Annotated in this window: 25 protein-coding genes and 1 tRNA gene; 17 read left to right on the forward strand and 9 right to left on the reverse strand. The window is 70.5% G+C overall.

The genetic code is table 11. From position 1 onward, the window contains the following. Nucleotides 1–6: 6 nt before the first annotated feature. The 5 genes from Vau01_RS16400 to Vau01_RS16420 are packed head-to-tail and all read right to left on the reverse strand — an operon-like array spanning nucleotide 7 to nucleotide 4,565. Nucleotides 7–1,191, reverse strand: coding sequence for a bifunctional RNase H/acid phosphatase (locus Vau01_RS16400; protein ID WP_203993099.1), 1,185 nt, complete (start codon nucleotides 1,189–1,191; stop codon nucleotides 7–9). Nucleotides 1,192–1,200: 9 nt separating this feature from the next. Further along, entirely contained in the window at nucleotides 1,201–1,938 is a 738-nt protein-coding gene (locus Vau01_RS16405; protein WP_203993101.1) for a zinc ribbon domain-containing protein, read from the reverse strand. Next, a complete protein-coding gene (locus tag Vau01_RS16410) occupies nucleotides 1,935–2,747 on the reverse strand; it encodes a Nif3-like dinuclear metal center hexameric protein (protein ID WP_203993111.1) in 813 nt (270 codons plus the stop codon). The genes Vau01_RS16405 and Vau01_RS16410 overlap by 4 nt, the downstream gene beginning before the upstream one ends. 10 nt (nucleotides 2,748–2,757) lie before the next feature. Continuing rightward, on the reverse strand, nucleotides 2,758–3,333 hold the full coding sequence (locus Vau01_RS16415) for a flavoprotein (RefSeq protein ID WP_203993113.1): 576 nt from the start codon (nucleotides 3,331–3,333) through the stop codon (nucleotides 2,758–2,760). Next, nucleotides 3,330–4,565 carry a helix-turn-helix domain-containing protein gene (locus Vau01_RS16420; RefSeq protein WP_203993115.1) on the reverse strand — a complete coding sequence of 412 codons (1,236 nt, stop codon included), beginning with the start codon at nucleotides 4,563–4,565 and terminating at the stop codon, nucleotides 3,330–3,332. The genes Vau01_RS16415 and Vau01_RS16420 overlap by 4 nt, the downstream gene beginning before the upstream one ends. Before the next feature lie 206 nt (nucleotides 4,566–4,771). Here Vau01_RS16420 and Vau01_RS16425 point away from each other — a divergent pair, with 206 nt between their 5' ends. Then, complete coding sequence (locus tag Vau01_RS16425; protein WP_203993117.1) at nucleotides 4,772–5,398, forward strand: bifunctional DNA primase/polymerase; 627 nt, start codon at nucleotides 4,772–4,774, stop codon at nucleotides 5,396–5,398. A gap of 123 nt (nucleotides 5,399–5,521) precedes the next feature. Here the strand turns inward: Vau01_RS16425 and Vau01_RS16430 are convergent, their stop codons facing one another. Beyond that, nucleotides 5,522–8,641 carry a cyclic nucleotide-binding protein gene (locus tag Vau01_RS16430; RefSeq protein WP_203993120.1) on the reverse strand — a complete coding sequence of 1,040 codons (3,120 nt, stop codon included), beginning with the start codon at nucleotides 8,639–8,641 and terminating at the stop codon, nucleotides 5,522–5,524. A 148-nt stretch (nucleotides 8,642–8,789) separates the two neighbouring features. On the opposite strand from Vau01_RS16430, the gene Vau01_RS16435 reads away from it, so the two are divergent. Continuing rightward, nucleotides 8,790–9,221 (forward strand): Rrf2 family transcriptional regulator, encoded by a 432-nt coding sequence (locus tag Vau01_RS16435; protein ID WP_203993122.1) that lies wholly within the window; start codon nucleotides 8,790–8,792, stop codon nucleotides 9,219–9,221. Continuing rightward, complete coding sequence (locus Vau01_RS16440; RefSeq protein WP_203993125.1) at nucleotides 9,211–9,795, forward strand: NIPSNAP family protein; 585 nt, start codon at nucleotides 9,211–9,213, stop codon at nucleotides 9,793–9,795. Before Vau01_RS16435 ends, Vau01_RS16440 begins: the two co-directional genes overlap by 11 nt. Before the next feature lie 98 nt (nucleotides 9,796–9,893). On the opposite strand, the gene Vau01_RS16445 is transcribed toward Vau01_RS16440, so the two are convergent. The 3 genes from Vau01_RS16445 to aceE form a co-directional block, all read right to left on the reverse strand. Continuing rightward, the gene (locus tag Vau01_RS16445; protein ID WP_203993127.1) at nucleotides 9,894–10,721 is read right to left on the reverse strand and encodes a phosphotransferase family protein; all 828 of its coding nucleotides are present in this window, start codon (nucleotides 10,719–10,721) and stop codon (nucleotides 9,894–9,896) included. Continuing rightward, a complete protein-coding gene (locus Vau01_RS16450; protein WP_203993463.1) occupies nucleotides 10,714–12,042 on the reverse strand; it encodes a GH1 family beta-glucosidase in 1,329 nt (442 codons plus the stop codon). Before Vau01_RS16450 ends, Vau01_RS16445 begins: the two co-directional genes overlap by 8 nt. 115 nt (nucleotides 12,043–12,157) lie before the next feature. After that, entirely contained in the window at nucleotides 12,158–14,893 is a 2,736-nt protein-coding gene (gene aceE, locus Vau01_RS16455; protein ID WP_203993130.1) for a pyruvate dehydrogenase (acetyl-transferring), homodimeric type, read from the reverse strand. A 201-nt stretch (nucleotides 14,894–15,094) separates the two neighbouring features. Between aceE and Vau01_RS16460 the strand changes: the two genes are divergently transcribed. The 14 genes from Vau01_RS16460 (at nucleotide 15,095) to gltX (ending at nucleotide 25,447) form a co-directional block, all read left to right on the forward strand. Next, nucleotides 15,095–15,403, forward strand: a complete 309-nt coding sequence (locus tag Vau01_RS16460) for a hypothetical protein (protein ID WP_203993132.1) — start codon at nucleotides 15,095–15,097, stop codon at nucleotides 15,401–15,403. Between the two features lies 1 nt (nucleotide 15,404). Next, a complete protein-coding gene (locus Vau01_RS16465; protein WP_203993135.1) occupies nucleotides 15,405–15,731 on the forward strand; it encodes a hypothetical protein in 327 nt (108 codons plus the stop codon). A gap of 60 nt (nucleotides 15,732–15,791) precedes the next feature. Then, nucleotides 15,792–16,196 carry a YjbQ family protein gene (locus Vau01_RS16470; protein WP_203993137.1) on the forward strand — a complete coding sequence of 135 codons (405 nt, stop codon included), beginning with the start codon at nucleotides 15,792–15,794 and terminating at the stop codon, nucleotides 16,194–16,196. Between the two features lie 24 nt (nucleotides 16,197–16,220). Further along, nucleotides 16,221–16,658 carry an NUDIX hydrolase gene (locus Vau01_RS16475; RefSeq protein ID WP_203993139.1) on the forward strand — a complete coding sequence of 146 codons (438 nt, stop codon included), beginning with the start codon at nucleotides 16,221–16,223 and terminating at the stop codon, nucleotides 16,656–16,658. Between the two features lie 38 nt (nucleotides 16,659–16,696). Beyond that, nucleotides 16,697–18,997, forward strand: coding sequence for a thiamine pyrophosphate-dependent enzyme (locus Vau01_RS16480; protein WP_203993141.1), 2,301 nt, complete (start codon nucleotides 16,697–16,699; stop codon nucleotides 18,995–18,997). Between the two features lie 104 nt (nucleotides 18,998–19,101). Beyond that, nucleotides 19,102–19,533, forward strand: a complete 432-nt coding sequence (locus tag Vau01_RS16485) for a DUF3052 domain-containing protein (protein ID WP_203928236.1) — start codon at nucleotides 19,102–19,104, stop codon at nucleotides 19,531–19,533. Further along, nucleotides 19,530–19,958 carry a peroxiredoxin gene (locus tag Vau01_RS16490; protein WP_203993143.1) on the forward strand — a complete coding sequence of 143 codons (429 nt, stop codon included), beginning with the start codon at nucleotides 19,530–19,532 and terminating at the stop codon, nucleotides 19,956–19,958. The genes Vau01_RS16485 and Vau01_RS16490 overlap by 4 nt, the downstream gene beginning before the upstream one ends. Before the next feature lie 83 nt (nucleotides 19,959–20,041). After that, nucleotides 20,042–20,116, forward strand: a tRNA-Val gene (locus Vau01_RS16495). 163 nt (nucleotides 20,117–20,279) lie between these two features. Next, nucleotides 20,280–20,834, forward strand: a complete 555-nt coding sequence (locus Vau01_RS16500; RefSeq protein WP_203993145.1) for a Uma2 family endonuclease — start codon at nucleotides 20,280–20,282, stop codon at nucleotides 20,832–20,834. 397 nt (nucleotides 20,835–21,231) lie between these two features. Beyond that, nucleotides 21,232–21,708, forward strand: coding sequence for a hypothetical protein (locus Vau01_RS16505; RefSeq protein WP_203993147.1), 477 nt, complete (start codon nucleotides 21,232–21,234; stop codon nucleotides 21,706–21,708). 31 nt (nucleotides 21,709–21,739) lie between these two features. Continuing rightward, on the forward strand, nucleotides 21,740–22,744 hold the full coding sequence (locus Vau01_RS64630) for an HNH endonuclease (RefSeq protein WP_203993156.1): 1,005 nt from the start codon (nucleotides 21,740–21,742) through the stop codon (nucleotides 22,742–22,744). Between the two features lie 353 nt (nucleotides 22,745–23,097). Beyond that, nucleotides 23,098–23,346 carry a hypothetical protein gene (locus tag Vau01_RS16515; RefSeq protein ID WP_203993158.1) on the forward strand — a complete coding sequence of 83 codons (249 nt, stop codon included), beginning with the start codon at nucleotides 23,098–23,100 and terminating at the stop codon, nucleotides 23,344–23,346. Between the two features lie 365 nt (nucleotides 23,347–23,711). Continuing rightward, nucleotides 23,712–23,978 (forward strand): TFIIB-type zinc ribbon-containing protein, encoded by a 267-nt coding sequence (locus Vau01_RS16520; protein WP_203993466.1) that lies wholly within the window; start codon nucleotides 23,712–23,714, stop codon nucleotides 23,976–23,978. 59 nt (nucleotides 23,979–24,037) lie between these two features. After that, nucleotides 24,038–25,447 carry a glutamate--tRNA ligase gene (gene gltX, locus Vau01_RS16525; RefSeq protein WP_203993160.1) on the forward strand — a complete coding sequence of 470 codons (1,410 nt, stop codon included), beginning with the start codon at nucleotides 24,038–24,040 and terminating at the stop codon, nucleotides 25,445–25,447. The last annotated feature ends 22 nt before the right edge of the window (nucleotides 25,448–25,469 follow it).

Here is a 25,469-nt window from a genome sequence, read left to right on the forward strand (position 1 = left end):
ATCCTGCTAACTCAGGAAGAACGTCTCGTTGATCGACCGCACCGACACCGCCCCATCGGGCCACATGTCCACTGTGGAGATTCCCGCCGGGTCGAGGTGGCAACGGAACAGGAACTCGTCGCCCGCGGCGAGGGCGTCGCGCAGGATCAGTTTCAGTGGGGACACGTGGCTCACCACCGCCACCACGCCCGTGCCGTGACCGGAGCGCAGTCGCGCGATCGCGGAGGATACCCGTTCGGCCACCGCCGTCAGCGATTCGCCGCCGGGTGGGGACACGGCCGTCGATCCCAGCCAGGTCTCGAGCTCGGCCGGCCAGCGCTCGCGGACCTCGCGGAACGTCAGGCCCTCCCAGTCGCCGAAGTCGCATTCGATCAGGTCGGCGTCGACGATCACCGGGGCGCGGGCGGGACCGGCCACCAGTTCGGCGGTGCGGACGCAGCGTTCCAGCGGGGAGGTCACCACCGCCGCCAGCGACACGCCGGCCAACCGTGCCGCGACGGCGGACGCCTGGGCCAGGCCGCGCTCGGTCAGGGGGACGTCGCCGCGGCCGGAGTAGCGGCGTTCGGCGGTGAAAGCGGTCTCGCCGTGGCGGATCAGGATCAGCCGTAGCGGCGCCGCCGACCGAGGTTCCCAGGAGGACGGGGGACGCGGGCGGGAGTGCGCGGCGGCCTCCGCGGCCACCTTCCGGGCCGCCCGGCGTCCAGGAGATTCGGGACCGGCGAGCGGCGGCCGCGGCAACTCCGCCTCGCGATCGGCGGCAGCGGCCGGACCGCCCGGAGCGGCCCGCACGATGCCAGCCGCCGCGTCCATGGCCTGGTTCGCCAGCGCGTCGGCGCGTTTGTTGCGTTCGCGGGGGATCCACTGGAACGTCACCGACGTGAACTTGTTGACGTGATCGGCGGCCCGCGCCGCGAGCGCGCGCAGCCCGGGGTTCTTGATCTGCCAGCGGCCGGACATCTGCTCGACGACCAGCTGCGAGTCCATCCGCACGTCGACCCGGGTGGCACCCAGCTCGAGCGCCGCCTCCAGGCCGGCGATCAGCCCGCCGTACTCGGCGACGTTGTTGGTGGCGGTGCCGATCGCCGCGGACCGCTCCGCCAGAACCGAGCCATCAGCAACAGACAGGACCACCGCGCCGTACCCGGCCGGCCCGGGGTTGCCCCGGGACCCGCCGTCGGCCTCGACGATCACGTGCAAGGGCTACAGCCCCGATTCCGCGGTGCGCACCAGGATGCGGCGGCAGTCGTCGCACCGCACGACGTCGTCGGGAGCGGCGGCGCGGATGCGGGTCTTCTCGCTGCCGCTCAGCTCCAGGCGGCAGCCCTCGCAGCGACCGGCCCGCAGCAGCGCGGCGCCCATTCCGGTGTTCTCGCGGACCTGCTCGTAGAGCTTGACCAGGTCGACGGGCAGATCGGAGACTAGCGGCGCCCGGCCGGACCGGCGGAACTCCTCGTCCCTCGTGATGCCGGCGAGCAGTTCCTCGCGGCGGCGCTCGACCTCGCCGAGCGTGGTGCGCGACGACGTGAGGCGGCCGTCGATCTCGGCGAGAACGGTCTCGGCCTCCTCCTTCTTCTCCATCAGCTCGAGTTCGGCGTCCTCCAGGTCGCGCTGGCGCCGGGCGAGCGTCTCGAGTTCGTGTTGCAGCGCCTCGAGCTGCTTGGCCGGGCCGGTGCCGGCGTCGAGGCGGGCCTTGTCGCGGTCGGCGCGGGTGCGGACCTGCTCGACGTCGCGCTCGATGCGGTCGATGTCGCGGTCGAGGTCGTCGACGGCCACCTGGGCGCTGGCCCGCTCGTCAGCCAGCCCCTGCACCTCCTTGCCCAGCCGCTCCACCTCGGCGTTCTCGGGCATGGTGCGCCGCTTGTGGGCGAGCTGGGCCAGCCCCGTGTCGAGGGCCTGCAGGTCGAGCAGCCGCCGTTGGGCCTCGGGATCGGCCTTCACCGGACCTCCTTGGGAGAAGAGCAATGCATCGTCCACGGGTCGGTGTCGATGTCAGAGACGACAGTACGCACCGGCAGGGCACCGGAAACCTCGGCGGCGACAAGATCGAGCCACGGTCGCTCGGTGGCCCAGTGCGCGGCGTCGAGCAGCACCGGCCCGCCGTTCGAGACGAACTCACTGGCCGGGTGGTGGCGCAGGTCCGACGTCAGATAGGCGTCGGCCGCCATGGCGTCCCCCAGGAACGGGTCACCGGAACCGCCGCAGACCGCGACCGTCTCGATCATGCGGTCCGCGTCCCCTGAGCCCCTGACCCCCCACGCGGTCGGCGGCAGCGCGCGGGCCGCGACCTCGACGAGCGCCGCCGCCGTCAGCTTCGACGGCAACGTCCCGATGCGGCCGGTGCCCATGTCGGAAGAGACAGCAGAAGGACGCAGCGGCCGAAGGTCACGCAGCCCCAGCGCAAGGGCAAGAGCATCGGAGACGCCCGGAGCGGCCACGTCGGCGTTGGTGTGGGCGGTGAACAGGCCGATGCCGGCGCGGATCAGCCGGTGCACGATGCGGCCCTTGTACGTGGTGGGTGCGAGCGTCGACACCCCGCGCAGCAGCAGCGGGTGATGCGCGACGATCAGCTGCGCGCCGACCGACACCGCCTCCTCGACCGTCTCCGGCACGCAGTCGACCACGAACAGCACCGTGTCGACCTCGGCGTCGAAAGAACCGAGCACCAGGCCCACCCGGTCCCAGGATTCGGCCCAGGCCGGCGGGTACCGGTCGTCGAGAAACGCGACGACGTCGGCGAGGATTGTCACGGCGGCGAGGCTACCAGTGATCGGCGTTCTCGGACCGCCACGCCCGCTGCTTCACCGCGTCGACGGCGATCCGCCACGGGAAATCGTCCACAAAGGACTCTCCCGTGCCGGGCGCGAACGACGGAAGCTCGAACAGCACGGTGACGCCCCACTCGCGGAGCAGGTCGACGCTGCGCGGGAACGCCGGATGGCGCGCCATCGCCTCGTTCGTGAACGGCATCGCGACGATCGGCAGCCCGTTGCCGACCGCCTCGACGATCAGCCCGAGCGCCAGCGTGTCGGCGATGCCGGCGGCCCACTTGTTGATGGTGTTGACGGTGGCCGGCGCCACCAGGATCGCGTCGGGCCCGGGCAGGACGTCGAGGTCGCCCGGATACTTGTAGCGGTGCCGCACCGGGTGCCCGGTCAGCGCGGCGAGCGCGGGGACGTCGATCCACTTGAGCCCGTCGGGGCTCGCCACCACGCAGACCTCCCAGCCGTCCGCGAGGGCCAGCCGGACGCCGTCGGCAGCGCTGCGCGCGACGGGTGAACCACAAACAACGATGTACAGCACCAGCTTCCGCGTATCGCCCGCGGCAGCCGTCATACGCCAACTCCCATGTGCTCGGCCAACTCCGCGACCGGGGGTGGGGGTGCGCCCCGGGTGCGGCGCAGGATGTCGCTGAGAACCTCCCGGGCGAGCGGCCGGCACCGGATCTCCGACGGTGCGAGCCGATCACCCTCCAGCAGCATCTCACTGGCCTTGGACACCTCGCCCACCAGGGCATATCCCCGGGCCACGTCGAGATAGTGGTGAGCGCGGCGCTCCGGCATGAGGGCGGAGAACGCCTCCACATCAAGATTTTCGTGGACGTCCACCGCGAGCCGCCCCTCGCCCAACTCGACCGCGGTGGCGACCCGGTGCAGTTGCACGTTCGTGGGGCCGAACGACGTCCAGTAGTGGTTCTGGTCGCCGCCGATCTGGCGGGCGGCGTCGTCGGCGCCGGCGAGCAGGTCACGCACCGTGGCCATGTCGCCGATCCGGGCGGCGGCCATCGAGCCCTGCAGCAGCAGCGCGCCGTAGACGCTCAGCCGCTCCGGCTCGGTCGCCTCGCCGCTCTCGCCCCCCGACGCGAGCCGGTTGGCGATGTTGACGTTGACCTCGAGCGCCGGCCGGGCGCGGCCCATCGACATGAGCGACAGCGCGACGCGGTAGGTGGCGGTCGCGGCGAGCAGCGGGTCGTCGGCGCGCTGGGCGACCGCTATCCCCCGGTCGCCGGCCAGCCACGCCAGCTCGTGCTCGCCCAGCTTCCGCAGCGCCGACGAGGCGATCTGGTACACCTCGCCGAGCAGGTGGGCGGCGCCGGCCGAGCTGGCGGTGTTGGCGAGCGCGGTGTCGGCGGCCTGCGCCTCGCGCAGCAGTTTGGGCAGCGCCCGGGCCAGTACCCCGTACTTGGCGTGCTGGTACGTCAGCCACGCGTGGCCGACGGCCTTGCGCATCTCGGGCAGCGCGGGCGGCTCCGGCGGGGCGTGGAAGAACGCGCTGATCTGGTCGTAGCGCTCCAGCGCCGCGCGGATCTCCTCGACCTCGACCTGGTCGATGCAGTTGATGCTGTCGGGCCGGCGCTGCGGATCCTTGCCGAGCAGGAGCTGCACGTCGAGCTGCAACACGTCGGCGATCTCGTAGACGACGGAGAACTTGTCGAGGCGGCGGACCCCGCGCTCGACCTTGTCGACCCAGCTCTTCGACTTGCCGAGGCGATCGGCGAACACCTGCTGTGACATCTTCCGGCGGGTGCGCCAGTACGCCACGCGACGGCCGATCGGCAGCTCGTCCACGGTGGATACCCCCTGGTTCCCTCGAAGCCGGCCAGGTGACGCCGTTGGCGTTACATCGCACGCGCTGTGCGGTCGGGTCTGGTACCGCGCTCTAGTTTTGCTCGTGCAAGTGCTCGTGCAAGTTGCAGAAACCTTGATCGGTCAAACGACTCGGCCCGGCGAAAGTGACGCGGGCTTGCGAAACTTTCCGCGCGGAGGTTCGGCACATGTTCCAGCGATTACGGCTCCGGCGGGCGGCCCACCGCTACGCCGATCACGACTGGCCGGTCGTCCCCGGCGCCCGCCTCAGCGGCGACCGGTTCGACTGCGACCAGATCGGCTGCCCGACGGTCACCTGCCACCCGGCGGTGCCGGACTGGGAGCGGCAGGCACTGCTCGACCCCGATCGGATCGCCGGTTGGTGGCAGCGGTCCGAGTACGGCGTGCTGCTCGCCACCGGGCACACGTTCGACGTCCTGGAGGTGGCCGGTCCGGTCGGGCGGAAGCTGGCCCGGGAGGTCCACGGCCCGGTGGCCGTCGCGCCGAACGGAAAACAGGCGCACCGGTGGATGTTCCTGGTGCAGGGCGGCGCCGGCCTGCTGCCGGCGCTGGCCGGGAACTCGGCCGTGGTGCTGCACCGGGCCGGATCGTGGATCCCGGCCCCGCCGACCCCGCTGCCGACCGGCGCGGTGCGCTGGGTGACCCGGCCCGGTGAGTACGCCTGGGAACCGGCCGATCCGGTGTGGGTGCAGCGGGCCGCCGCCCGCATGATGCGGACCTCGATGCGGAGTCCGGATCACAAGTCGCGGCAGGTATGGCGGGTGAACGCTCCCCGCCAAGCCTCCGCTGAGTGATCATCTCGACACGCATCGCCCCAAACGTAACCGGGCTATCTGCGCTGGTCGACCCCCGCGCGGGTGCATCCGTTCGTCGTTTTGGTCACGACCGTCTGTCTTGACCGAATCCGCATTGGACGATCAGTCGGGCGGATCGGTGAACGTCGGCTCGCCGGTCGGCTCGCGCGTGATGACCGGTGGGGTGCTCGACGACGTCGGCGACTGGCTCACCGGCGGCTCGGTGGGCTGCGTCGGCGAGGTCGGCGGCTGCGTCGGCGGCGTGGTCTGCACCGGCGGGTTGCCCGGGTTCGTGGTCGTGGTGCCCGGCCGCGGCGTGCGGGTCGTCGTGGGCGTCGCGCTCTCGCTCTCCGACGACGAGGACGCCGAGTCGCTCGGCGACAGCGACGGCAGCGACGGCGTGTCGGTGACCGCCACCGGCGGCTGCTCCCGGCTCTTGTCCGACCCGACCGGCAGCGACGTGCCGTCGCCGCAGGCCGGTGCCGGCCCGCCGGTCGGCAGGCTGGTTCCGTTCAGCGCCGCCACGCCGGACGCGACCTGTGCGGCACCCGGCTCGACGGTCAGCCGCACGGCGCCGGCGGTCACCAGGGGGCCGGCCTGCGTGTTGACGGTCATCGTCAGCGGACGGAACGCACCGGACGAACTGGACGTGTCGGTCAGCAACCGGCCGCGGTTGATGGTCAGCAGCGCGGTCGGCGCCACCGGGTGCCCGGGCGGGCTGAGCAGGTCGCCGATCGTCACCGAGGTGTCGGCGCACAGGACGCTCGCCGCGCCGCCCCGGAAGACCAGCCGGACCGCCGAGTCCTTCGTGGTGGCGATGCGGGCGCCGGCGCCGATGTAGCGATCGGCGTTCTTGTCCAGCCGGGACTCCTCGCCGTCGACCGTGACCAGCGCGCTGCCGTTGGTGACGGTCAGCATCGCCCGGTCGTCCGGCATCTCGGCCCAGGCCGGCGCCGGCCAGAAGTTCGTGCCGGTGAGCAGCAGGCCGAACAGCAGGAAGATCAGGACCAGCCACCACATCCGCCGTTCGAACCGGCCGTCGACCTCGGGGTCGAGGTCGGCCGGCGGCGGACCGGGCGGGACGGTGAGCGGCGGATAGGCACCCGTGCCGTGCACGCCGGCGATCGGCGGCACCCGGCCGGCACCCGTGCCGGAGACCGGCGCGTCGGACCCGGGCAGCGGCGTCAGCGTCGCCAGGCGCGGCAGCAGCCACACCCGGGCCGGGGTGCGGGCGACCGCGGCCTCGCCGGGTTCCTCGTTCCCGAACGGGCCGAGCACGTTGCCGCGGCGGATCTCCTGCCCGTCGAAGCGGGTGAGGGTGCCGGACGCGACCACCACCGCGTCGCCGGGCCCCTCCAGCACGACGGCCGCGCCGGGCCGCAGCGGCACCGGTTCGGCCCGCGCGGTGAGGCCGAGGTAGGCCTCCGCCGACAGCGTCGAGAACTGCGGGGACTCGTCGAGCAGGTCCTCGAGTTCGGCGAGCTCGGCCGGTGGCGGCGCCGGCAGTTCGCCGACCGCGTTGATCAGCGCCGTCGCCGGGATCGCCAGCAGCGTGGCGCCGATCGCGTACCAGTTCAGGCTCGACGGGTTGCCGGTGATCACGTTGGCCAGGCCGACCACGCCGCCGGTGCCGACCCGCTGCCGGATCACCCCGCCCGGGTCGCCCGGCCGGCGCGCCTCCGCGACCCCGGCCGCGACCACGTACACCTGCGGCATCGCCGAACCGCGGACGATCAGCGGCCGGCCGTCGACCGGGCGCTCCCAGGTGGCGTCGTAGGCGAGGTCGGCGAGGGCGTCGGCGCCGAGGCCGCCGAGAGCCGACGTGCGCAGCACGTCGAGCCGCTGCGGGAAGTCCTTGTTGTGGTTGGCCTCGGCGGTCTTGCGCCGCCACGACCGGAACAGCCGCGCGCCCTTGCCGGCGAGCAGGTAGAGCACGGGCGCGGTGAGGATCACCACGATGATCAGGAGCAGGAGCTTGCCGCCGAGGCCGGCGTGCCACAGCCCGGTGCCGGCGCCGGAGATCCGGTCGACGTACAACCGCCAGAACAGGTTGACCGCGATGAGCAGCCACACCATCGACAGCATCCCGTAGAGGGCGATGATGCGGCCCTCGCGGTCGAGCTGGCCGAACGCCGGCGGGCGGCGGCGCATCCGGGCGCCGAGCCAGGCCATCGCCCGGGCCCGCAGGTTCGGGACCTCCAGCCAGTCCATCAGCAGGTAGTAGCCGTCGAGCGGGAGGAACGGGTTCAGGTTGAACAGCGAGTTCAGGTACCAGGCGAACGCGAGCTTGAACGCCAGCGGCGCGAGCGGCGGGATCGCGAGGCCGACCAGCGACATCAGGCCGGCGAGCACGAGGCCGGCGGCCGGGCCGGCGGCGGTGGTGATGATCCGCTGCTTGCGGCCGGCCATCCAGACGTCGGTGGTGTCGACAAACACCGACGGGATGCCGAAGTAGACCAGGAACCCGGCCGCGGGCACGCGTCTACCGGCATGCTTGACGGCGAGCGCGTGCCCGAGTTCGTGACACGCCAGCGCCACCACGTTGAGCAGCACCATGACGACGACGCCGAGCAGGTACGAGTCCCCGACGAGGAACAGCGACTGGTCGGCCCGGAACCACAGCACGCAGAACGCGCCGAGCCCGGCCAGGCCCAGCACGCCGAGGATCGCGGCGAACACGCGGGTGAAGACGAGCCGCCCGCCGAGGTTGTAGAGGACGCTGACCAGCGGATCGATGCCGGCGAGCACGACCCGGCGGCCGCGGGCGAACGCCAGAACCGTGCTGGCGATCTTCACGGCCGGCGGCACCCGACGCACCTGCTCCAGCGGCCGGAACGCGTCGAGCGGCAGTTCCTCGAGCATGCGGTTGCCGGCGAGGTCGGCGACGACCCGGGTGACCTGCTCAGGAGCGAGGCGACCGGTGATGCGGGCGAACTCGCCCACCAGCCGGGCCACCGAGAGGTCGCCGTCCATCAGCTCGGCGAGCTTCATCTCCTCCGGCGTGAGCCGGACGTAACAGGGCGTGCGGCTGTCCGGCGAGCGCAGCATCACGTACCTGGCGCCGCGCGCGCTGACCAGGTCGGCCACCTCGAGCCCGTCGCGCAGGCGCGGCATCGCCCGGGCCGGGTTCAGGCGGTCGCTGACGGCACGCCACAGCCCGGGGTCGGCCGGGCCGACCGGGGTTCCGGGGGCACGCCCCGCCAACACCTCCCATACGCTGGGGTTGGCGTCGACGACCGTCACTCTTGGCCTCCCTGCACTCGCTGCCGGTCGGCAGCCTAGAGCCCGACGCCGAGTCCGCGCTACCTGCGGCACCAATCGATTACCGTGCGTGGCTCTACCACCGCATTCGGCGCTTGCGCCGACCCTCGTTGTAACAGAGACTGTTACAGTGGCGGCGAACAGCAGGGTGACGATCGCGGCGCACGCGCTGGCGTGGCTGGCACTTGCCCATCACCAGGGGCGCGAGGTGCTCACGTCCGAGGAGGTGGCGGCGAGCGTCAACACGAATCCGGTGATCATCCGGCGCAGCCTCGGCGACCTGCAGCGGGCGGGTCTCGTGTCGGTTCGGCGCGGCACCGGCGCCGGGTGGCGCCTGTCCCGGCCGCCCGCGGAGATCTCCCTGCTGGACGTCTACGCGGCCGTCGCACCGGAACCGCTGGTCGCGCTGCACCACAGCGAGCCGAACCTGCTCTGCCCCGTCGGGCACGGCATCCGGCCCGTATTGACCGAGGTCTACGACGAGGCCACCGACGCGTTCCGGGCGGTGCTCGCCCGGCAGTCGATCGCCGACCTACTGGAGAGGATCATGAATGCTCGTTGAGCTGCGACGGTATGTGCTGAAGCCGAGCCGACGCGACGAACTGATCGACCTGTTCGACCGCGAGTTCGTGGAGACCCAGGAGGACCTGGGGATGACCGTGCTCGGCCAGTTCCGCGACCTCGACCGCCCCGACATGTTCGTGTGGCTGCGCGGCTACCCCGACGACATGGAGGCCCGCCGGGCGGCGCTGGCCGCCTTCTACGGCGGCCCGGTGTGGAAGCGACACGGCCCGGCGGCCAACGCCACCATGATCGACTCGGACGACGTCCTCCTCCTCCGCACGGAGTCGCTCCCGGTGGGCCCCCGCCCGACGACCCCGCCACCCCCGTCCGACCTGGAGATCTTTGTCTTCTACCGCGACCACCCCTGGCCACCGACCCCGTCGATCGACGGCGCCCTGGCCACCCTGTCGACCGCCTACGAAAAGAACACCTTCCCCGCCCTCCCGGTACGCGAAAACGACCACGCCCTCGTGGTTCTGACCCGCCCCGGCCTCAAACCCCAGCCCTCCGAACCCGCCCTGAAGACCGACCACCTCCGCCTCCAACCCACAAACCGCTCCACCCTCCGCTGACCCCTCCCCGTTGATCTTGCAGTTATGGTGCCGGGATCGCCCGATATTGGCCGGTTTTGTGAGGCACCACAACTGCAAGATCGACTTCTGAGGGGGGATCAGCGCATGCGGTGGCAGGCGGCGACGAACGTTTCCGCGGTGTCGAGGTCTTGCTTGGCGACCGCGAGGGCGGCGGCCTGGATGGTCAGGAGGCGGGCGTACGGGTCGAGGATCGGCCAGGGGTCGGCGGCGGGCGGCACGGCGGGGCCGCCGGCGGCGCGGTAGGTGGTGAGGAACATGGTCCAGGCGTGGGGCGGGATCACGCCGGCCAGGTACCAGGCGGCCATCCGGGCCAGGTCCCAGGCGGGGTCGCCGACACCGACGCCGTCGACGTCGATCAGGCGGCGGCCGGTGCCCAGGCGCACCACCTGACCCAGGTGGAAGTCGCCGTGCACCAGGGTGGTGGCGGGCGCAGAGGGCAGGACGACCGTGCTCAGCGCGTCACGGATGATTTTCGCCCTTCGGCCGGGAGACGACGGCGTCGCCGCCAACCGGCCCAGTGCCCGCTCGACGCGCACCGGCGCGTCGCACGGCCCGAAGACCCCGGGCGGAACCGGCTCGCGGTGCAACCGGGCGAGCAGCGTGCCGGCCGACGCCCACGGGCCCGGCGAATCCAGGTCGGCCTCGCGGACGGGGACGCCGAGCGGCCACAGCGTCACCGGGCGGCCGCCCACGACGGACGCGGCGAGCGGCGGGACGAACACCTCGCGGAGCCGGTCGGCCAGCAGCAGCGTGTCGTGCGGCACCGGCGCGTCGTGCATCTTCGCGACCAGGTCGCCGGCCCGCACGACCAGCTCACCCGAAGCGGAGGACAGGACGGCGGCGGCACCGCACGCGGCCCGGCCGCCCACCCGCCTGGCCCAGCCGATCAGACGCCGTTCATTCACCGCGGATCAGCGAGCGGTACCAGCGGTACGACGCCCGCGGGGTCCGCACCAGGGTGTCGAAGTCGACGTCGACCAGGCCGAACCGCTGGCTGTAGCCCTCGGCCCACTCGAAGTTGTCCATGAGCGACCAGGCGCAGTAGCCGCGCACGTCGACCCCCGCGGCGATCGCCTCCTGCACGGCCCGGACGTGCACGTCGTGGTACGCGATCCGGTCCTGGTCGTCGAGCGACCGGGGATACGCGCAGCCGCTCTCGGTGATCCACAGCGGCGGCAGGTTCGCGTACCGCTGGTGCAGCAGGTCGACCAGCAGTTCGCGCAGGCCCGCCGGCACCACCGGCCAGTCGAAGCCGGTGCGCTCGTAGCCCTCCAGCCGGGCGAGGTCGAACGGCAGGTCGGCGCCCGGCTGCGGCGCGCGCACCGCCGTGGGGTTGTAGTAGTTGACGCCCAGCGCGTCGAGCGGTTGCGAGATGGTGTCCATGTCGCCGTCGAGGACCAGGCCCTCCAGCGGCGAGAGCGTCTCGACACCGGGCGGGTACTCGCCGAGCAGCAGCGGGTCGGTGTAGAGGCGGTTGTGGAACACGTCGTAGAGCTGGGCGGCGGCGCGGTCGTCGTCGGTCGCGGTCTCCGGACGTCCGTCGGGGCCGACCGCCCACGCCGGGCTGTAGTTGTTCGCCAGGCTCACGGCCGCCGTCGAGTGCCGGCGGATCGCGGCCGTGGCCAGGCCGTGGCCCAGCAAAAGATGATGGGTGACGGGCAGAGCGTGCTCGACGCCCGCGCGTCCCGGAGCGTGGACGCCGAGCACGTGCCCGAGCGAGGTGACGATGAACGGCTCGTTCAGCGTGATCCACTGCTCGACCCGGTCGCCCAGCCTCCCGGCGACCAGCGACGCGTACTCGGCGAACCGCGTGGCCGTGTCGCGGTTCAGCCAGCCGCCCTTGTCCTCCAGGGCCTGCGGCAGGTCCCAGTGGAACAGGGTGACCAGGGGTTTGATGCCCTTCGCGCGGAGCGCGTCGACGAGCCGGTCGTAGAAGTCGAGGCCGTCGGGGTTTGCCGGGCCGACGCCGTCGGGCTGGATGCGCGGCCACGCCACCGAGAACCGGTACGCGTCCACACCGAGGTCGGCCATCAGGTCCACGTCGGCGGCGTACCGGTGGTAGTGGTCGCAGGCGACGTCGCCGGTCTCGCCGTTCCGCGTGCGGCCCGGCGTGTGCGCGAACGTGTCCCAGACGGAGGTGCCGCGGCCCCCCTCGGCCACGGCACCCTCGATCTGGTACGAGGCGGTGGACACGCCCCAGGTGAAGCCCGGCGGAAAGGCCGGCATCGGCAAACTCACGGCCGCAGCTCGCTTCGCGAGCTGCGGCCTTGGAGTTGAGGTGCTCGCGAAGCGAGCGCCTCAACTCCACTGAGCCGAATGGTGACCTCGCACAAGTGCTCGGTCACGTGTCTCCGCCGGTTTCGCCGACGGGCGCGGCGTTGACGTCGTCGATCGCGTACTTCTTGGCCGCCTCGGCCGGTGCGCTCGCCCGCACGTCGCCGTTGCGGGCCAGCTGCCGCAGCGCCGCCACCACGATCGTCTCGGCGTCGACGTGGAAGTGCCGCCGTAGCGCGTGCCGCGTGTCGCTCATGCCGAAGCCGTCGGTGCCGAGGCTCGTGTACGGGCCCGGTACCCAGCGGGAGATCAGGTCGGGTACCGCCCGCATGAAGTCGCTGACCGCGACGACCGGCCCGGCCGACTCCGACAGCGCCTTCGTGATGTACGGCAGGCGCGCCTCCTGGTCGGGGTGCATGAGGTTCCACTCCTCGGTCTGCACCGCGTCGCGGCGCAGTTCCGTCCAGGAGGTGGCCGACCACACGTCGGCGGCCACGTCCCACTCCTCGGCGAGGAGCTTCTGCGCCTTGAGCGCCCACTGCATGCCGGTGCCCGACGCGAGGATCGTCAGGCGCGGGCCCTCGGCGGTGGCCGGCGAGTACCGGTACAGGCCCTTGAGCAGGCCGTCGACGTCGACGTCCTCCGGCTGCGCCGGCTGGTGGATCGGCTCGTTGTAGACGGTGAGGTAGTAGAAGATGTTCTCCGGCCGCTCGCCGTACATGCGCTTGAGCGCGTCCTCCACGATGTACGCGATCTCGAACGCGAACGCCGGGTCGTACGCCACCACGGCCGGGTTCGTCGCCGCGATGAGCAGCGAGTGCCCGTCTTCGTGCTGGAGCCCCTCGCCGTTCAGCGTGGTGCGGCCGGCGGTGGCGCCGAGGAGGAAGCCCCGGGCCATCTGGTCGGCGGCGGCCCACAGGCCGTCGGCGGTGCGCTGGAACCCGAACATCGAATAGAAGATGTAGACCGGGATCATCGGCTCGCCGTGGGTGGAGTAGCTCGTGCCCGCGGCGGTGAAGCTGGCCACCGAGCCGACCTCGTTGATGCCCTCGTGCAGGATCTGACCCTTGGTCGACTCCTTGTACGACAGGAACAGTTCCCGGTCGACCGGCGTGTAGTTCTGCCCGTGCGGCGAGTAGATCTTCGCCGTCGGGAACATCGCGTCCATGCCGAACGTGCGCGCCTCGTCGGGGATGATCGGCACCCAGCGGTTGCCGGTCTCCTTGTTCTTCATCAGGTCCTTGATGAGCCGGACCACCGCCTGCGTCGAGGCGATCTTGTTCTTGCCCGAGCCCTTCTTGAGATCCTTGTAGGCGTCGGCCGGCGGCAGGTTCAAGGGGACGACCGTGGTGCTGCGATCGGGCACGAACCCGCCCAACTGGCGGCGGCGCTCGTGCAGGTACTCCATCTCGGCGCTGTTCCGGCCCGGGTGGAAGTACGGCGGCAGGTACGGGTTGTCCTCGAGCGCCTTGTCGGGGATCTCCAGGTACAGCCGGTCGCGGAACTCCTTCAGGTCGGCCGGCGTGAGCTTCTTCATCTGGTGCGTGGCGTTGCGGCCCTCGAAGTGCGAGCCGAGCGTCCAGCCCTTGATGGTCTTGGCCAGGATCACGGTCGGCTGGCCGGTGTGCTCGGTGGCCGCCTGGTAGGCCGCGTACACCTTGCGGTAGTCGTGGCCGCCCCGCTTGAGGTTCCAGATCTCGTCGTCGGAGAGCGACTCGACCATCTTGCGGGTGCGCGGGTCGCGGCCGAAGAAGTGCTCGCGGACGTAGGCACCCGACTCGGCCTTGTACGTCTGGTAGTCGCCGTCGGGGGTGACGTTCATCAGGTTCACCAGCGCGCCGTCGGTGTCGGCGGCGAGCAGCGGGTCCCACTCCCGGCCCCAGATCACCTTGATGACGTTCCAGCCGGCACCCCGGAAGAACGCCTCCAGCTCCTGGATCACCTTGCCGTTGCCGCGCACCGGACCGTCGAGCCGCTGCAGGTTGCAGTTGATGACGAACGTGAGGTTGTCGAGCTCCTCGCGGGCGGCGATGCCGATGGCGCCGAGCGTCTCCGGCTCGTCCATCTCGCCGTCGCCGAGGAACGCCCACACGGCCTGCTCGCTGGTGTCCTTGATGCCGCGGTGGTGCAGGTACCGGTTGAACCGGGCCTGCTGGATCGCGTTGATGCCGCCGAGGCCCATCGAGACCGTCGGGAACTCCCAGAAGTCCGGCATCAGCCGCGGGTGCGGGTAGCTGGGCAGGCTGCCGGTGGTGCTCGACAGCTCCTGCCGGAACCCGTCGAGCTGTCCCTCGGTCAGGCGGCCCTCCATGTACGCGCGTGCGTACATGCCGGGGCTCGCGTGCCCCTGGAAGAAGATCTGGTCGCCGCCACCGGGGTGGTTGCGGCCGCGGAAGAAGTGGTTGTAGCCGACCTCGTACAGGCTCGCCGCGCTGGCGTAGGTGGAGATGTGACCACCGACACCGATCTCGGGACGCTGCGCGCGGTGCACCAGCATCGCCGCGTTCCACCGGATGTACGCCCGGATGCGGCGCTCGACGTGCTCGTCACCCGGGAACCACGGCTCCCGCTCCGGCGGGATCGTGTTGATGTAGTCGGTCGTGGTGAGCGGCGGGACGCCCACCTGGCGCTCCCGCGCCCGTTCGAGCAGGCGCAGCATGATGTAGCGGGCGCGCTTGGCACCCGCGGCGTCGATCACACCGTCGAGCGACTCGACCCATTCGTTGGTCTCTTCCGGGTCTATGTCAGGCAGCTGGCTGGGTAGGCCGTCGCTGATCACCGGGCGCTTGCGTTCGCTGGCCACAGGCGTTCCTTCTCGAGATGGCGTTCCTGTCTTGTTCACCCCATCCTGCCCCGTGTGGGGTGGCGCCGTCACCTCGACCACCGCGCCGACCGGGTACCCGCCGGTAACTCGCTCTTCACACCGATCTCACCGGGCTCAAGTCTTGGCCAAGCTCCCCGGCATCGACCGCCGCGTAGGCGGGCCGATACCTAGCGTCTATGCATGGCTGAGACCACGACATTGCTGGCGGATGCCGGCTTCGACGCCGGCGGGATCGCCGGCGCGCTCCTGTGCCTCGGGCTGGTCGCACTCATCGGGCTCGTGACCGGCCGGTGGGGCCGGCTCCGGCGCCCGCCGGCCGGCACACCGATCTACCGCCGCACCCGGCAGCGCCGCCGGCGGGGCGACGACTCGGACTGGGGAGACTCCGGCGATTGGGGTGGTTCCGGTGATTCTGGTGGTTCAGGTGACTCGGGCAGCGGCGGCGGCAGTGGTTGCGGCGGCGGGGGCTGCGGCGGAGGCGGGAGCTGACATGAGCGAAAACGTGGATGTGCTGGTCGGATTCGCGGCCTGCTTCCTGATCTCCGTCGTGTTCTTCGCGATCGTCGCGGCGGCGTCCAGCCGGCGGCGGGCCCGGGGCGGGCCGGCCGGTGGCGGCGGCCGGGGATCGGGCCGGCGGCGCAGGTACGCCGGCGGCGCCGCGGCCGGCGGTGCGGGCGGCTACGCGGCCGGCAGCGGGTGCGGTGCGGGCAGCGACGGCGGCGGCAGCAGCTGTGGTGGGGGAAGCAGCTGCGGCGGGGGCGGAAGCAGCGGCTGCGGTGGTGGCGGCGGGGGTGGCTGCGGCGGAGGCGGCGGCTGACCCACCGGCGGGTGGCGGCCTCCGGAGGAGGACCGCCACCCGGTCGGGCAGACTCTGCGGATGGACTCCGAGGTCATCACCGTTCGCACCGGGTCGCAGCCGACGGTTCGCGACATCACCGGCGAGGCCGCGTCGTTCGTCGCCGGAAAGGGTGACGGGCTGCTGCACGTGTTCGTGCCGCACGCCACCGCCGGCGTGGCGATCATCGAGACCGGCGCCGGCAGCGACGACGACCTGCTCACCGCGCTCGACGACGTGCTCCCCGCCGACGACCGGTGGCGGCACCGGCACGGGTCACCGGGCCACGGCCGCGACCACGTGATGCCGGCGTTCGTGGCGCCGTACGCCACGCTGCCGGTGCTCGACGGCCGGATCGCGCTCGGAACGTGGCAGTCGATCTGCCTCGTCGACCCGAACGGAGACAATCCGACGCGTCAGATCCGCCTGTCGTTTCTCCAGGGGTGACACCATCCGGCAGCATATGGAGGCGTGATCGAACGACGCGTCGCGGTGGTGCTCCTGGTCGACCGGCAGGGGCGGGTCCTGATGCAGCACCGGGACGCCAATGCCCGGGTCGCGGCCAACCAGTGGTCGTTCCCCGGCGGCGCCATCGAGCCCGGCGAGGAGCCCATGCAGGCCGCCCACCGGGAGCTGATGGAGGAGACCGGCCTCGCGGTCGCCGAGCTGACCCCGTACGGCGTCCACTTCCGGCCGTCGGTGATCAACGCCCACAACACCGTCGAGATCCACGCCTACTGGGCCGGCACCGACGCGACCCAGGACGACGTGGTGCTCGGCGAGGGTCAGGCGATGGTGTTCCTCACCCCCGACGAGGCGATCGGCCGCGATCTCGGCGTCACCGCGGAGCTCCTGCTGCCGGTGTTCCTTGCCTCGGACGAGTACGCCGCGCTGCGAAACAGACACTGACCGTGCGTCAGGCTGGCAGGGGGACGCCGTTTTCGGAGATGCTGTCACGCGTGACGACACCGCAGGATCTCGACGAGCGGTTCCACGCCGAACTGGCCCAGTTGCGGCCGACCGAGTCTCCGGCCGACCCCGACGAGCCGGTTCGCGAGGGGTCGGGCCTCACCGGCACGCTCGCCCGCGAGCTGTTCCAGGCCCAACTCGTCAGCCGGCACCTCGACCTGGCCGCCCGCTGGCTCCGCAGTTTCGACGAGGGCTTCCACACGATCGGCTCGGCCGGTCACGAGGGCAACGCCGCGGTCGCGGCGGCGGTGTCGCCGGCCGACCCGGCGCTGCTGCACCACCGGTCGGGCGCGTTCTACTGCGCCCGCGCCGCCCAGGTGCCCGGCACCGACCCGATGCGCGACGTGCTGCGCGGGCTGGTCGCCTCGGCCAACGAGCCGATCGCCGGCGGCCGGCAGAAGGTGTTCGGCAACGCCGACCTGCGGATCATCCCCACGACCACCACGGCCGCCGCGCACCTGCCGCGCGCCGTCGGGCTGGCGTACGCGATCGAGGCGAACGGCCATGCTCACGTGCGTCCCGAAAAATCCGCCGATGGCGCGACGCCCGCCGACGACATCGACCAGCGCGGACGCTATGCGCCCGAGGCGATCGTCGTGTGTTCGTTCGGCGACGCCGCGGTGAACCACGCCACCGCGACCGCGGCCTTCAACACCGCCGGCTGGTTCGACCACCGCGGCGAGAAACTGCCGCTGCTGTTCGTGTGCGAAGACAACGGGCTGGGCGTCAGCGTGGCCTCGCCGGAGGGCTGGGTGCCGGCGATGCTCCGGTCGCGAATCGGGCTCACGTACTTCGAGGCCGACGGCTGCGACCTCGCCGCCGCCTACGACGCCGCCGCCGAGGCCGCCGCGTTCGTGCGCACCGAACGCCGCCCGGCCGTGCTGCGGCTGACGACGGTGCGCCTGATGGGCCACGACGGCGCCGACGACGAGAGCGTCTACCGGACCCCGGCGCAGATCGCCGCCGACGTCGGCCGCGACCCGCTGGTCGCGACCGCGAAAATGCTGGTGGACGCCGGTGTGGCCACCCCGACCGAGCTGGTTGCCCAGTACGACGAGGTGGGCTGGGAGGTGCGCCGCGTCGCCGAGGAGGTGCTCGCCGAGCCGAAGCTGGCCAGCGCCGCCGAGATCACCGCGCCGCTGGCCCCACGCCGGCCGGTGCGGGTGGCCCGGGCCATCGGCGCGGCCGCGCAGGTGCTGGAGGGCGCCGGCGAGGACCGGGCCCGCGGCACCGCCGGCAAGCTGCCCGAGCAGGCCGGCGGGCTGACGCTCGCGCAGACCATCAACGCGACGCTCGCCGACGCGCTCATCTCGTCGCCCGGCACGGTCGTGTTCGGCGCGGACGTCGCGCTGAAGGGCGGCGTCCACGGGGTCACGAAAGATCTTCGGGACCGGTTCGGAGCGCGCCGCGTGTTCGACACGCTGCTCGACGAGACGTCGATCATCGGGCTGGGCATCGGCGCCGGCCTGGGCGGGCTGCTGCCGGTGCCGGAGATCCGGTATCTGTCCTACGTGCACAGCGCTCTCGACCAGGTGCGTGGCGAGGCCGCGACCATGCAGTTCCTCTCGGTCGGCGCGTTCCGCAACCCGCTGGTGCTGCGCATCGCGGGCCTCGGTTACGGCGGGCCGTCGGGGAACGACAACGCGGTGGCCGCGCTCCGCGACATCCCCGGGCTGGTGATCGCGGTGCCGGCCCGGGCCGAGGACGCCGGGCCGATGCTGCGCACCTGCATCGCCGCGGCCCAGGTCGACGGCAGCGTGTGCGTGTTCCTGGAACCGATCGCGCTCTACGACCTGAAGGACCTCTACGAGGACGGCGACGGGCTCTGGCGCGGCGAGTACGACCCGCCCGGCGAGTGGACCACCCGGCACGTGCCGATCGGGCGGGCCCGGGTCTATCCGGCTGCCGGGTCCTCCGACGACGTCACGATCATCACGTTCGGGAACGGGGTGCGGCTGTCGCTGCGGGCCGCCGCCCGGCTGGCCGAGGAGGGCATCGGCTGCCGGGTGCTCGACCTGCGGTGGATCGGCCCGCTGCCGGTCGCCGACATCATCCGCGAGTCGGCCGCCACCGGACGGGTGCTGGTCGTCGACGAGACCCGGCGGTCCGGCGGGGTCGGCGAGGGCGTGATCGCGGCCCTGGTAGACGCCGGGTACGTCGGGGTGGCCCGGCGGGTGGCCGCCGTCGATTCGTTCATCCCCCTCGGCCCGGCCGCACGGCACGTACTGGTGTCCGAGGAGCAGATCGTGCAGGGCGTCCGGTCGCTCCTGGCGCGGTAATGTCCGCCCTGTGGATTGCGCTATGCGGCCGTACTGTGTGGACTGGCCGCCAACAGCGTGGATACTGCTTTTGGCATTTTTCTTGAGACAGGAGGCAAGACACGGTGAACGCGACCGCGGGCCAGGCCGAGGGACGAAGCCTGGCGGACCGGTTCGGGATTGAGCCGGGCATGGTCGTTATGGAGATGGGCTACGACGACGACGTAGACGAGGATCTCCGCGACGCCCTGATCGACCGCTGCGGGGAGCTGGTCGACGAGGACACCGACGAAGTTGTCGACACGGTGCTGCTGTGGTGGCGCGACGGCGATGGCGACCTGGTCGACACGCTGGTCGACGCCCTGGGGCCGCTGGCCGACAGCGGTGTCGTGTGGCTGCTGACGCCCAAGTCGGGCCGCCCCGGCCACGTCGAACCGAGCGAGGTCAACGAGTCGGCGCCGACGGCCGGGCTGCAACAGACGTCCACCATCAACGCCGGCAAGGACTGGACCGGTGCCCGGCTGGTGGCACGTCGGGCGGCCAGTTCACGGCGGTGATCGGTTCTCTCGCTCCCGACTTTGCGCTGCGCGACCAGAACAACCAGGAAGTCAGCCTTTCCCGCTCGCTTCCCGCGCTTCTGGTCTTCTACCCGTTCGCCTTCACCGGCATCTGCCAGGGCGAACTGGCGTGGCTGCGTGACCACCGGCCGCTGTCGGCCAAGATCCTCACGATCAGCGTGGATTCGGTGTACGCGCACAAGGTGTGGGCCGAGCGGGAGGGCTACGATTTCCCGCTGCTGTCGGATTTCTGGCCGCACGGCGAGGTGGCCCGGGCATACGGGGTCTTCAACGAGAAGATCGGCGCCGCCAACCGCGGCACGTTCCTCGTCGACCGGTCCGGGCTGATCCAATTCGCGGCGATGAACGGCCCCGGCGAACCCCGCGACCCCGGTGTGTGGGACGCCGCCCTCGCCTTTTCTTGATCTTGGGCTCCGGTGGTTTGCGAGGTGCCGGAGTCCAAGATCGACGTTCACGGGTAGCATGTGGCGATCGTGCCTAGCGGCGCGGGCGCGTAGCTCAGCGGAAGAGCACCCGCCTTACAAGCGGGGGGTCGCAAGTTCGAACCTTGCCGCGCCCACCATTTCACCTGCGGAAATGTTGCCACGGCAGCAAAAGGACTGTAGCAACGGGCGTTTCGTCGCAGGCGGGCATTCATCGGGGCGATGTCGGGCGACACGATGGCGTCCGGCTCGCTAGGCTCAGCAGAAGCGTGAAGTGGTCCGAGCCATGGGAGGTGTAGGCCGATGAGCGTTCAGGTCGTCGACCACGTCGGTCCGTGGAGCGAAGACGACTACTTTGCTCTCGGCGAGACCACAGACCGGATCGAACTGCTCGATGGGAGCCTGCTCGTGAGCCCGGCACCGAGCAAGCGCCACCAGCACCTGTCCCGCCGTCTGGCCAACGCACTGGATGAGGCGACGTCCGCGGCTGGGTTGTGGGTCTTCGAGGCCGTCAACCTGCGGCTGGCTTCTGGTCGGATCGCCATCCCTGATCTCGTCGTCGCCGACACCGACGACGAGGGTGTGGTCGTCGAGGCGGCCGAGGTCGCCCTGGTCGGCGAGGTCGTATCGCCCGGCAACGCGGCATCTGACCGTCTCGTGAAGATGCAGCTGTACGCGGCCGCGCGGATCGGCTGGTACCTGCTCATAGAGCAGGAGCGCGGCCAGGTGGGGCTGCGGTTGTTCCGCCTCGACGGCGAGCACTACGTGGAGCACGCCGTCGCGAAGAGCGGCGAGGTGCTGACCTCCGACGAGCCGTTCGCCTTCACGCTCGACACCCGGACGATCGCAACCAGGTAGTCGGCGCGAAGGAGAGTCAGCCCTCGCCGCGCAAGGCCGCAAATTAGAGCCGGTTGCACGCTCGCTCTGTAAATCCGTCGTCAAGGTTCACGGGTTCGAATCCACGGGCGGTCACGTGTAGCGGCGCTTGTAGCAACGGCGAGAGACCGCTTGGCACAAGCCCGGATCGCCAGACCCGCCGCCAGCAGATCGGCTGCACGAGGTGCCGGACCGTGCTGGACCTTACAAGCGGGGGGTCGCAAGTTCGAACCTTGCCGCGCCCACAATCTCACCTGCGGAAATGCTTCCACAGCAACGACCGGACTGTAGCAACGGGCGTGTGGTCGCAGGCGGGTGCTCCGCGCGTCGATGTACTCGTACGGCTCCTCCCGTCGAGAAAGGCCAGGATGATCGCGTCGTGGGAGCGTTGCTCGGTGAGGTCGACACACCGTTGGGCGTTCTGGGGCTCGCGATGGGTGCCTGGGTAGACCAGTGGCCCGCGTTCGGCCGCACGCTATCCGACCGGCCATCGAGGTGGCCGCTCGCAACGGTGGTCATCTGCATGAGTGAGGTCGGGCGGGCGTCGTTAGACGATCCCGGCGTCGGGGATGCCGTCACGGCCCAGTCCTCGTGGATCTCGACGGCGGTCTTCCGACAACTCGGGGCAAAGCCGCGAAGCGGTGCGGCAGCGATCGCCCCTCGCCGGCAGGACATCGCCGAAACTCGCGATCGTCACGGCACCAGCCAAGTGCGGCCGGTCGGCCTGCGCCGCGGCGGGCCGGAGGTCCAGAGCGCGGCATACCGAGCCGGTCGGCCTGCGCCGCGTTTGCGCAGCGCCTTGATTCAGAAAGGCGAATTCCGCAGTAAGTGCAGGCAGCACACGGGTCAGGTCTGACGAACTCGCTGCGGGCGCGTACCCTGACCGCGTGGCACTATCGGGCATCACGCGCCATGGCGTCCTTGCAGCCATCGAGGAGTTCGATCGCCTCGGTCGCGAAGAGTTCCTCGCGAAATACCGGTTTGGTAAAGCCTTATCGTACTTCGTTTACCACAACGGAAAATTCTACGACTCGAAGGCGATCGCCGGCTATGCGCACGGCGAGATAGCGGGCGAGTCACGCTGGACGACGGATGACTTCACTGGCGGAGAAGCGTCGGTAGCGCGACACCTGCGCGATCGTCTTGGATTCGAGTTCATCGTCCAAACCGTGGATTGGACGCGCGACGAACTCGTACTTGCGTGCGACCTTGTCTGGGCAAATGACTGGCACGAATTGCGGGCCGAGTATCCGCAAGTCATAGAACTGTCGGCCCTTTTGAGACGCTATTGGGCCAGCACGCTTGAGCGTCGAGAAACCAACTTCCGAAGCCCGAATAGCGTGGGCCGCAAGACCTCCGACATCGCCACGCAGCACCCGGACCACAAAGGACGGCCGACTCGCGGTGGCAAGTTGGATCGTTTAGTGCTGGCGGAGTTTATGGCAAACCCGCAGGCATTGCACGAGGAGGCTATGGCCCTGCGTGCGGCAATCGTCGACGGAGAAACCCTCGATATCACGGCCGCAAGAAAGGACGAAGTCGATGTCGAGTCCGGCGCTCAAGAAGGTCGGCTTCTCGAGCAGCGTTCTCTCCGATACGAGCGCAAACCTGCGTTGCGCAATCGGACGATCAAAGCCTTCAAGAAGAAGTACGGCTTCGTGGCCTGTGAAGCGTGCCGGTTTGACTTCTCAAAATTCTACGGCCTCCGCGGCGAAGGGTTCATAGAGTGTCACCACAGAACCCCATTGTCACAGTCTGGAGTCACGGAGACGATGCCCGGCGACTTGATATTGCTGTGCTCTAACTGTCACCGAATGGTGCACTGCAAGCGTCCATGGTTGACGGTCGCGCAACTGCTCGACCTGGTCCGCACAAACGGCGCAACGCCGTGACCCACCAAGCGCGTTGTGCGCGGCAAGATCGCCGGGCGATACCAGCAGCGATCACCGGTCGCCCATGATCACCCTGTAGCTGCGCTTGTAGCAACGGCGGGAGACCAGCCGACACGAACGGAGATCGACAGACCCGTCTCCAGCCAACTCGGCAGCACGAGAGCCGGACCGTGCTGGACCTTACAAGCGGGGGTCGCAAGTTCGAACCTTGCCGCGCCCACACCCTGACCAGCGGAGATTGCTGGCGTCGCGGCACTTCGCTGTAGCAACGGGCAGAGGTTCGTGACGGCGGAGGTTCCACCACGCCGCCGCCCCTACCAAGCCGCTGACGTGCTGAACGCACAATGAGCGTCGTGGACGACTGGGACACCGCTGCGCAGGCGGCGGAACAGCGTGGCGATCTGCATAAGGCGATCGAGTTGGTCGGCTCTGTTGCCGAGTGCTACAGCAGAGATCCTTACCTGCACAACGCACATCTGTGGCACCTGGATCTTCTCGCCAGAGCTGGGCGCCTCGACGAGCTTGCCAGTCTGGGAGAGAGCGATGTTCACGCCCGACGACGGCTGGACAGGGCGCTCCGCGACATGGATCGCGACACCTGACATCAGCCGCATGTGTCCCCGCCGGCCAAGGCTCCAAGGTGACGTCCACGGCGTTCGCTGACTCTCGTTCGTGTAGCAACGGCGCCGCCCGACGGATGTCGATAGCCGCCACCCGAGCTGACCCAGGTCCCCAGTTGATCTTTGGACTGGGCGCTCAGGCACGTTTCCCCGCATTGATGAAGGGCCTCAGCGCCCAGTCAGAAGATCAACTCCGACGACCCGGCGGGAAGACTGCCGATGGTGAACGCTGAGATCTCAAGGGGCGCGCCGTTGTCATGAACTGCGGTCCGGAAGAAGTGTTCGCCTGGCTCGGCGGGCCGCGCGTCGTGCGTGCAGTGGTTAAGCTGCCTCACGTGAACCAGTTCATGCAGTGTCCGAAGTGCCGGGGCACCATGCGTACCTACAACCGTAGCGGCGTGCAGATCGAGCAGTGCGACCACTGCCGCGGCATCTTCCTCGACTACGGCGAGCTCGAAGCGCTCACCCGCCTGGAGTCCCAGTGGGGTGGGGGTGCGCCGCCCCCGCCGCCGGTGCACGGCCAGCCCGCCTGGGGGGCACCGGCACACGGGGGCTACGGCCATGGTCACGGCCACGGTCACCGCAGCTTCGGCCGCGTGCTGTTCTCCTCGTAGACGGCCGCTGCCGACCAGCGGCCGGAAAAGCGGTTCCGGCGCTCCGATAGGCTGGCGGGGTGACTGTTCGCGTACGGTTCGCCCCGTCGCCCACCGGTATGTTCCATGTCGGCGGTGCCCGCTCGGCCCTGCACAACTGGCTCTTCGCCAAGCAGCACGGTGGTGTCTTCGTGCTGCGCATCGAGGATACCGACGCCGCCCGCAACCGTCCGGAGTGGACGGAGGGGATCCTGGCGGCGCTCGACTGGATCGGCATCGAGCGCGAGGGCTACGAGGGTCCCCTGTTCCAGTCACACAACGCCGAGGCGCACCGGGCCGCGGCGGAGAAACTGCACGCCGGCGGCCGGGCGTACTTCTGCGACTGCACCCGCGAGGCCGTGCAGGCCCGCTCGGGGTCGCAGTACAGCGGGTACGACGGCTTCTGCCGCGACCGCGGGCTGGGCGCCGGCCCCGGCCGCGCGCTCAGGTTCCGCACGCCCGACGACGGCGTCACCGTGGTGAAGGACCTCGTGCGCGGCGAGCCGACGTTCGAGAACGCCAAGCTGGAAGACTTCGTGATCGCGCGGGCCGACGGGTCGCCGGTGTTCCTCCTGGCCAACGTCGTCGACGACACGATCCAGGGGATCACGCACGTGATCCGGGCCGAGGAGCACCTGCCGAACACGCCCAAGCAGCAGCTGCTGTGGGTGGCGCTGGGTCACGAGCCGCCGGTGTGGGCGCACGTGCCGGTGGTCGTCAACGAGAAGCGGCAGAAGCTGTCGAAGCGGCGCGACAAGGTCGCCCTGGAGCAGTTCCGCGACGAGGGCTACCTCGCCGCCACGATGAAGAACTACCTGATGCTGCTCGGCTGGGCGCCGTCGGGCGACCGCGAGATCGTGCCGTGGAGCGTCATCGAAGACGAATTTCGCATCGAAGACGTGAATCCGTCTCCGGCTTTCTTCGACGAGAAGAAACTGCGGGCGTTCAACGGCGAGTACATCCGGGCGCTCAGCGAGTCCGAGTTCATCGCCGTCTGCCAGCCGTGGCTCACCGGCACGGAGACGATCGCGGCGCCGCCCTGGGAGAGAAACGACTTCGACCCCGGCGCGTTCGCCGCGGTGGCGCCGCTGGCGCAGACGAGGGTGGCGACCCTCAACGAGATCGTGCCCAACGTCGACTTCCTGTTCCTGCCCGAGCCGGCAATTGACGAGGCCGCCTGGGCGAAGGCGATGAAGGACGGCGCGGAAGACCTGCTGCGCGCCACCGCCGCCGCGTACCGGGAGACCCCGTGGAACGCCGAGGCGTTGAAGGCCGCGCTGGAGGCCGTCGGCGCCGAGCGCGGTCTCAAGCTGGGCAAGGCGCAGGCGCCGGTGCGGGTGGCGGTGACGGGGCGGTCGGTCGGCCTGCCCCTGTTCGAGTCGCTCGAAGTCCTGGGACGCGAGCGCACGCTCGCCCGCATCGACGCCGCCGCGGCAAAGGTCAACGGCTGACAACCGAATAGGGTGCGCAACC

The sequence above is a fragment of the Virgisporangium aurantiacum genome, assembly GCF_016863635.1.
Lineage (GTDB): Bacteria > Actinomycetota > Actinomycetes > Mycobacteriales > Micromonosporaceae > Virgisporangium > Virgisporangium aurantiacum.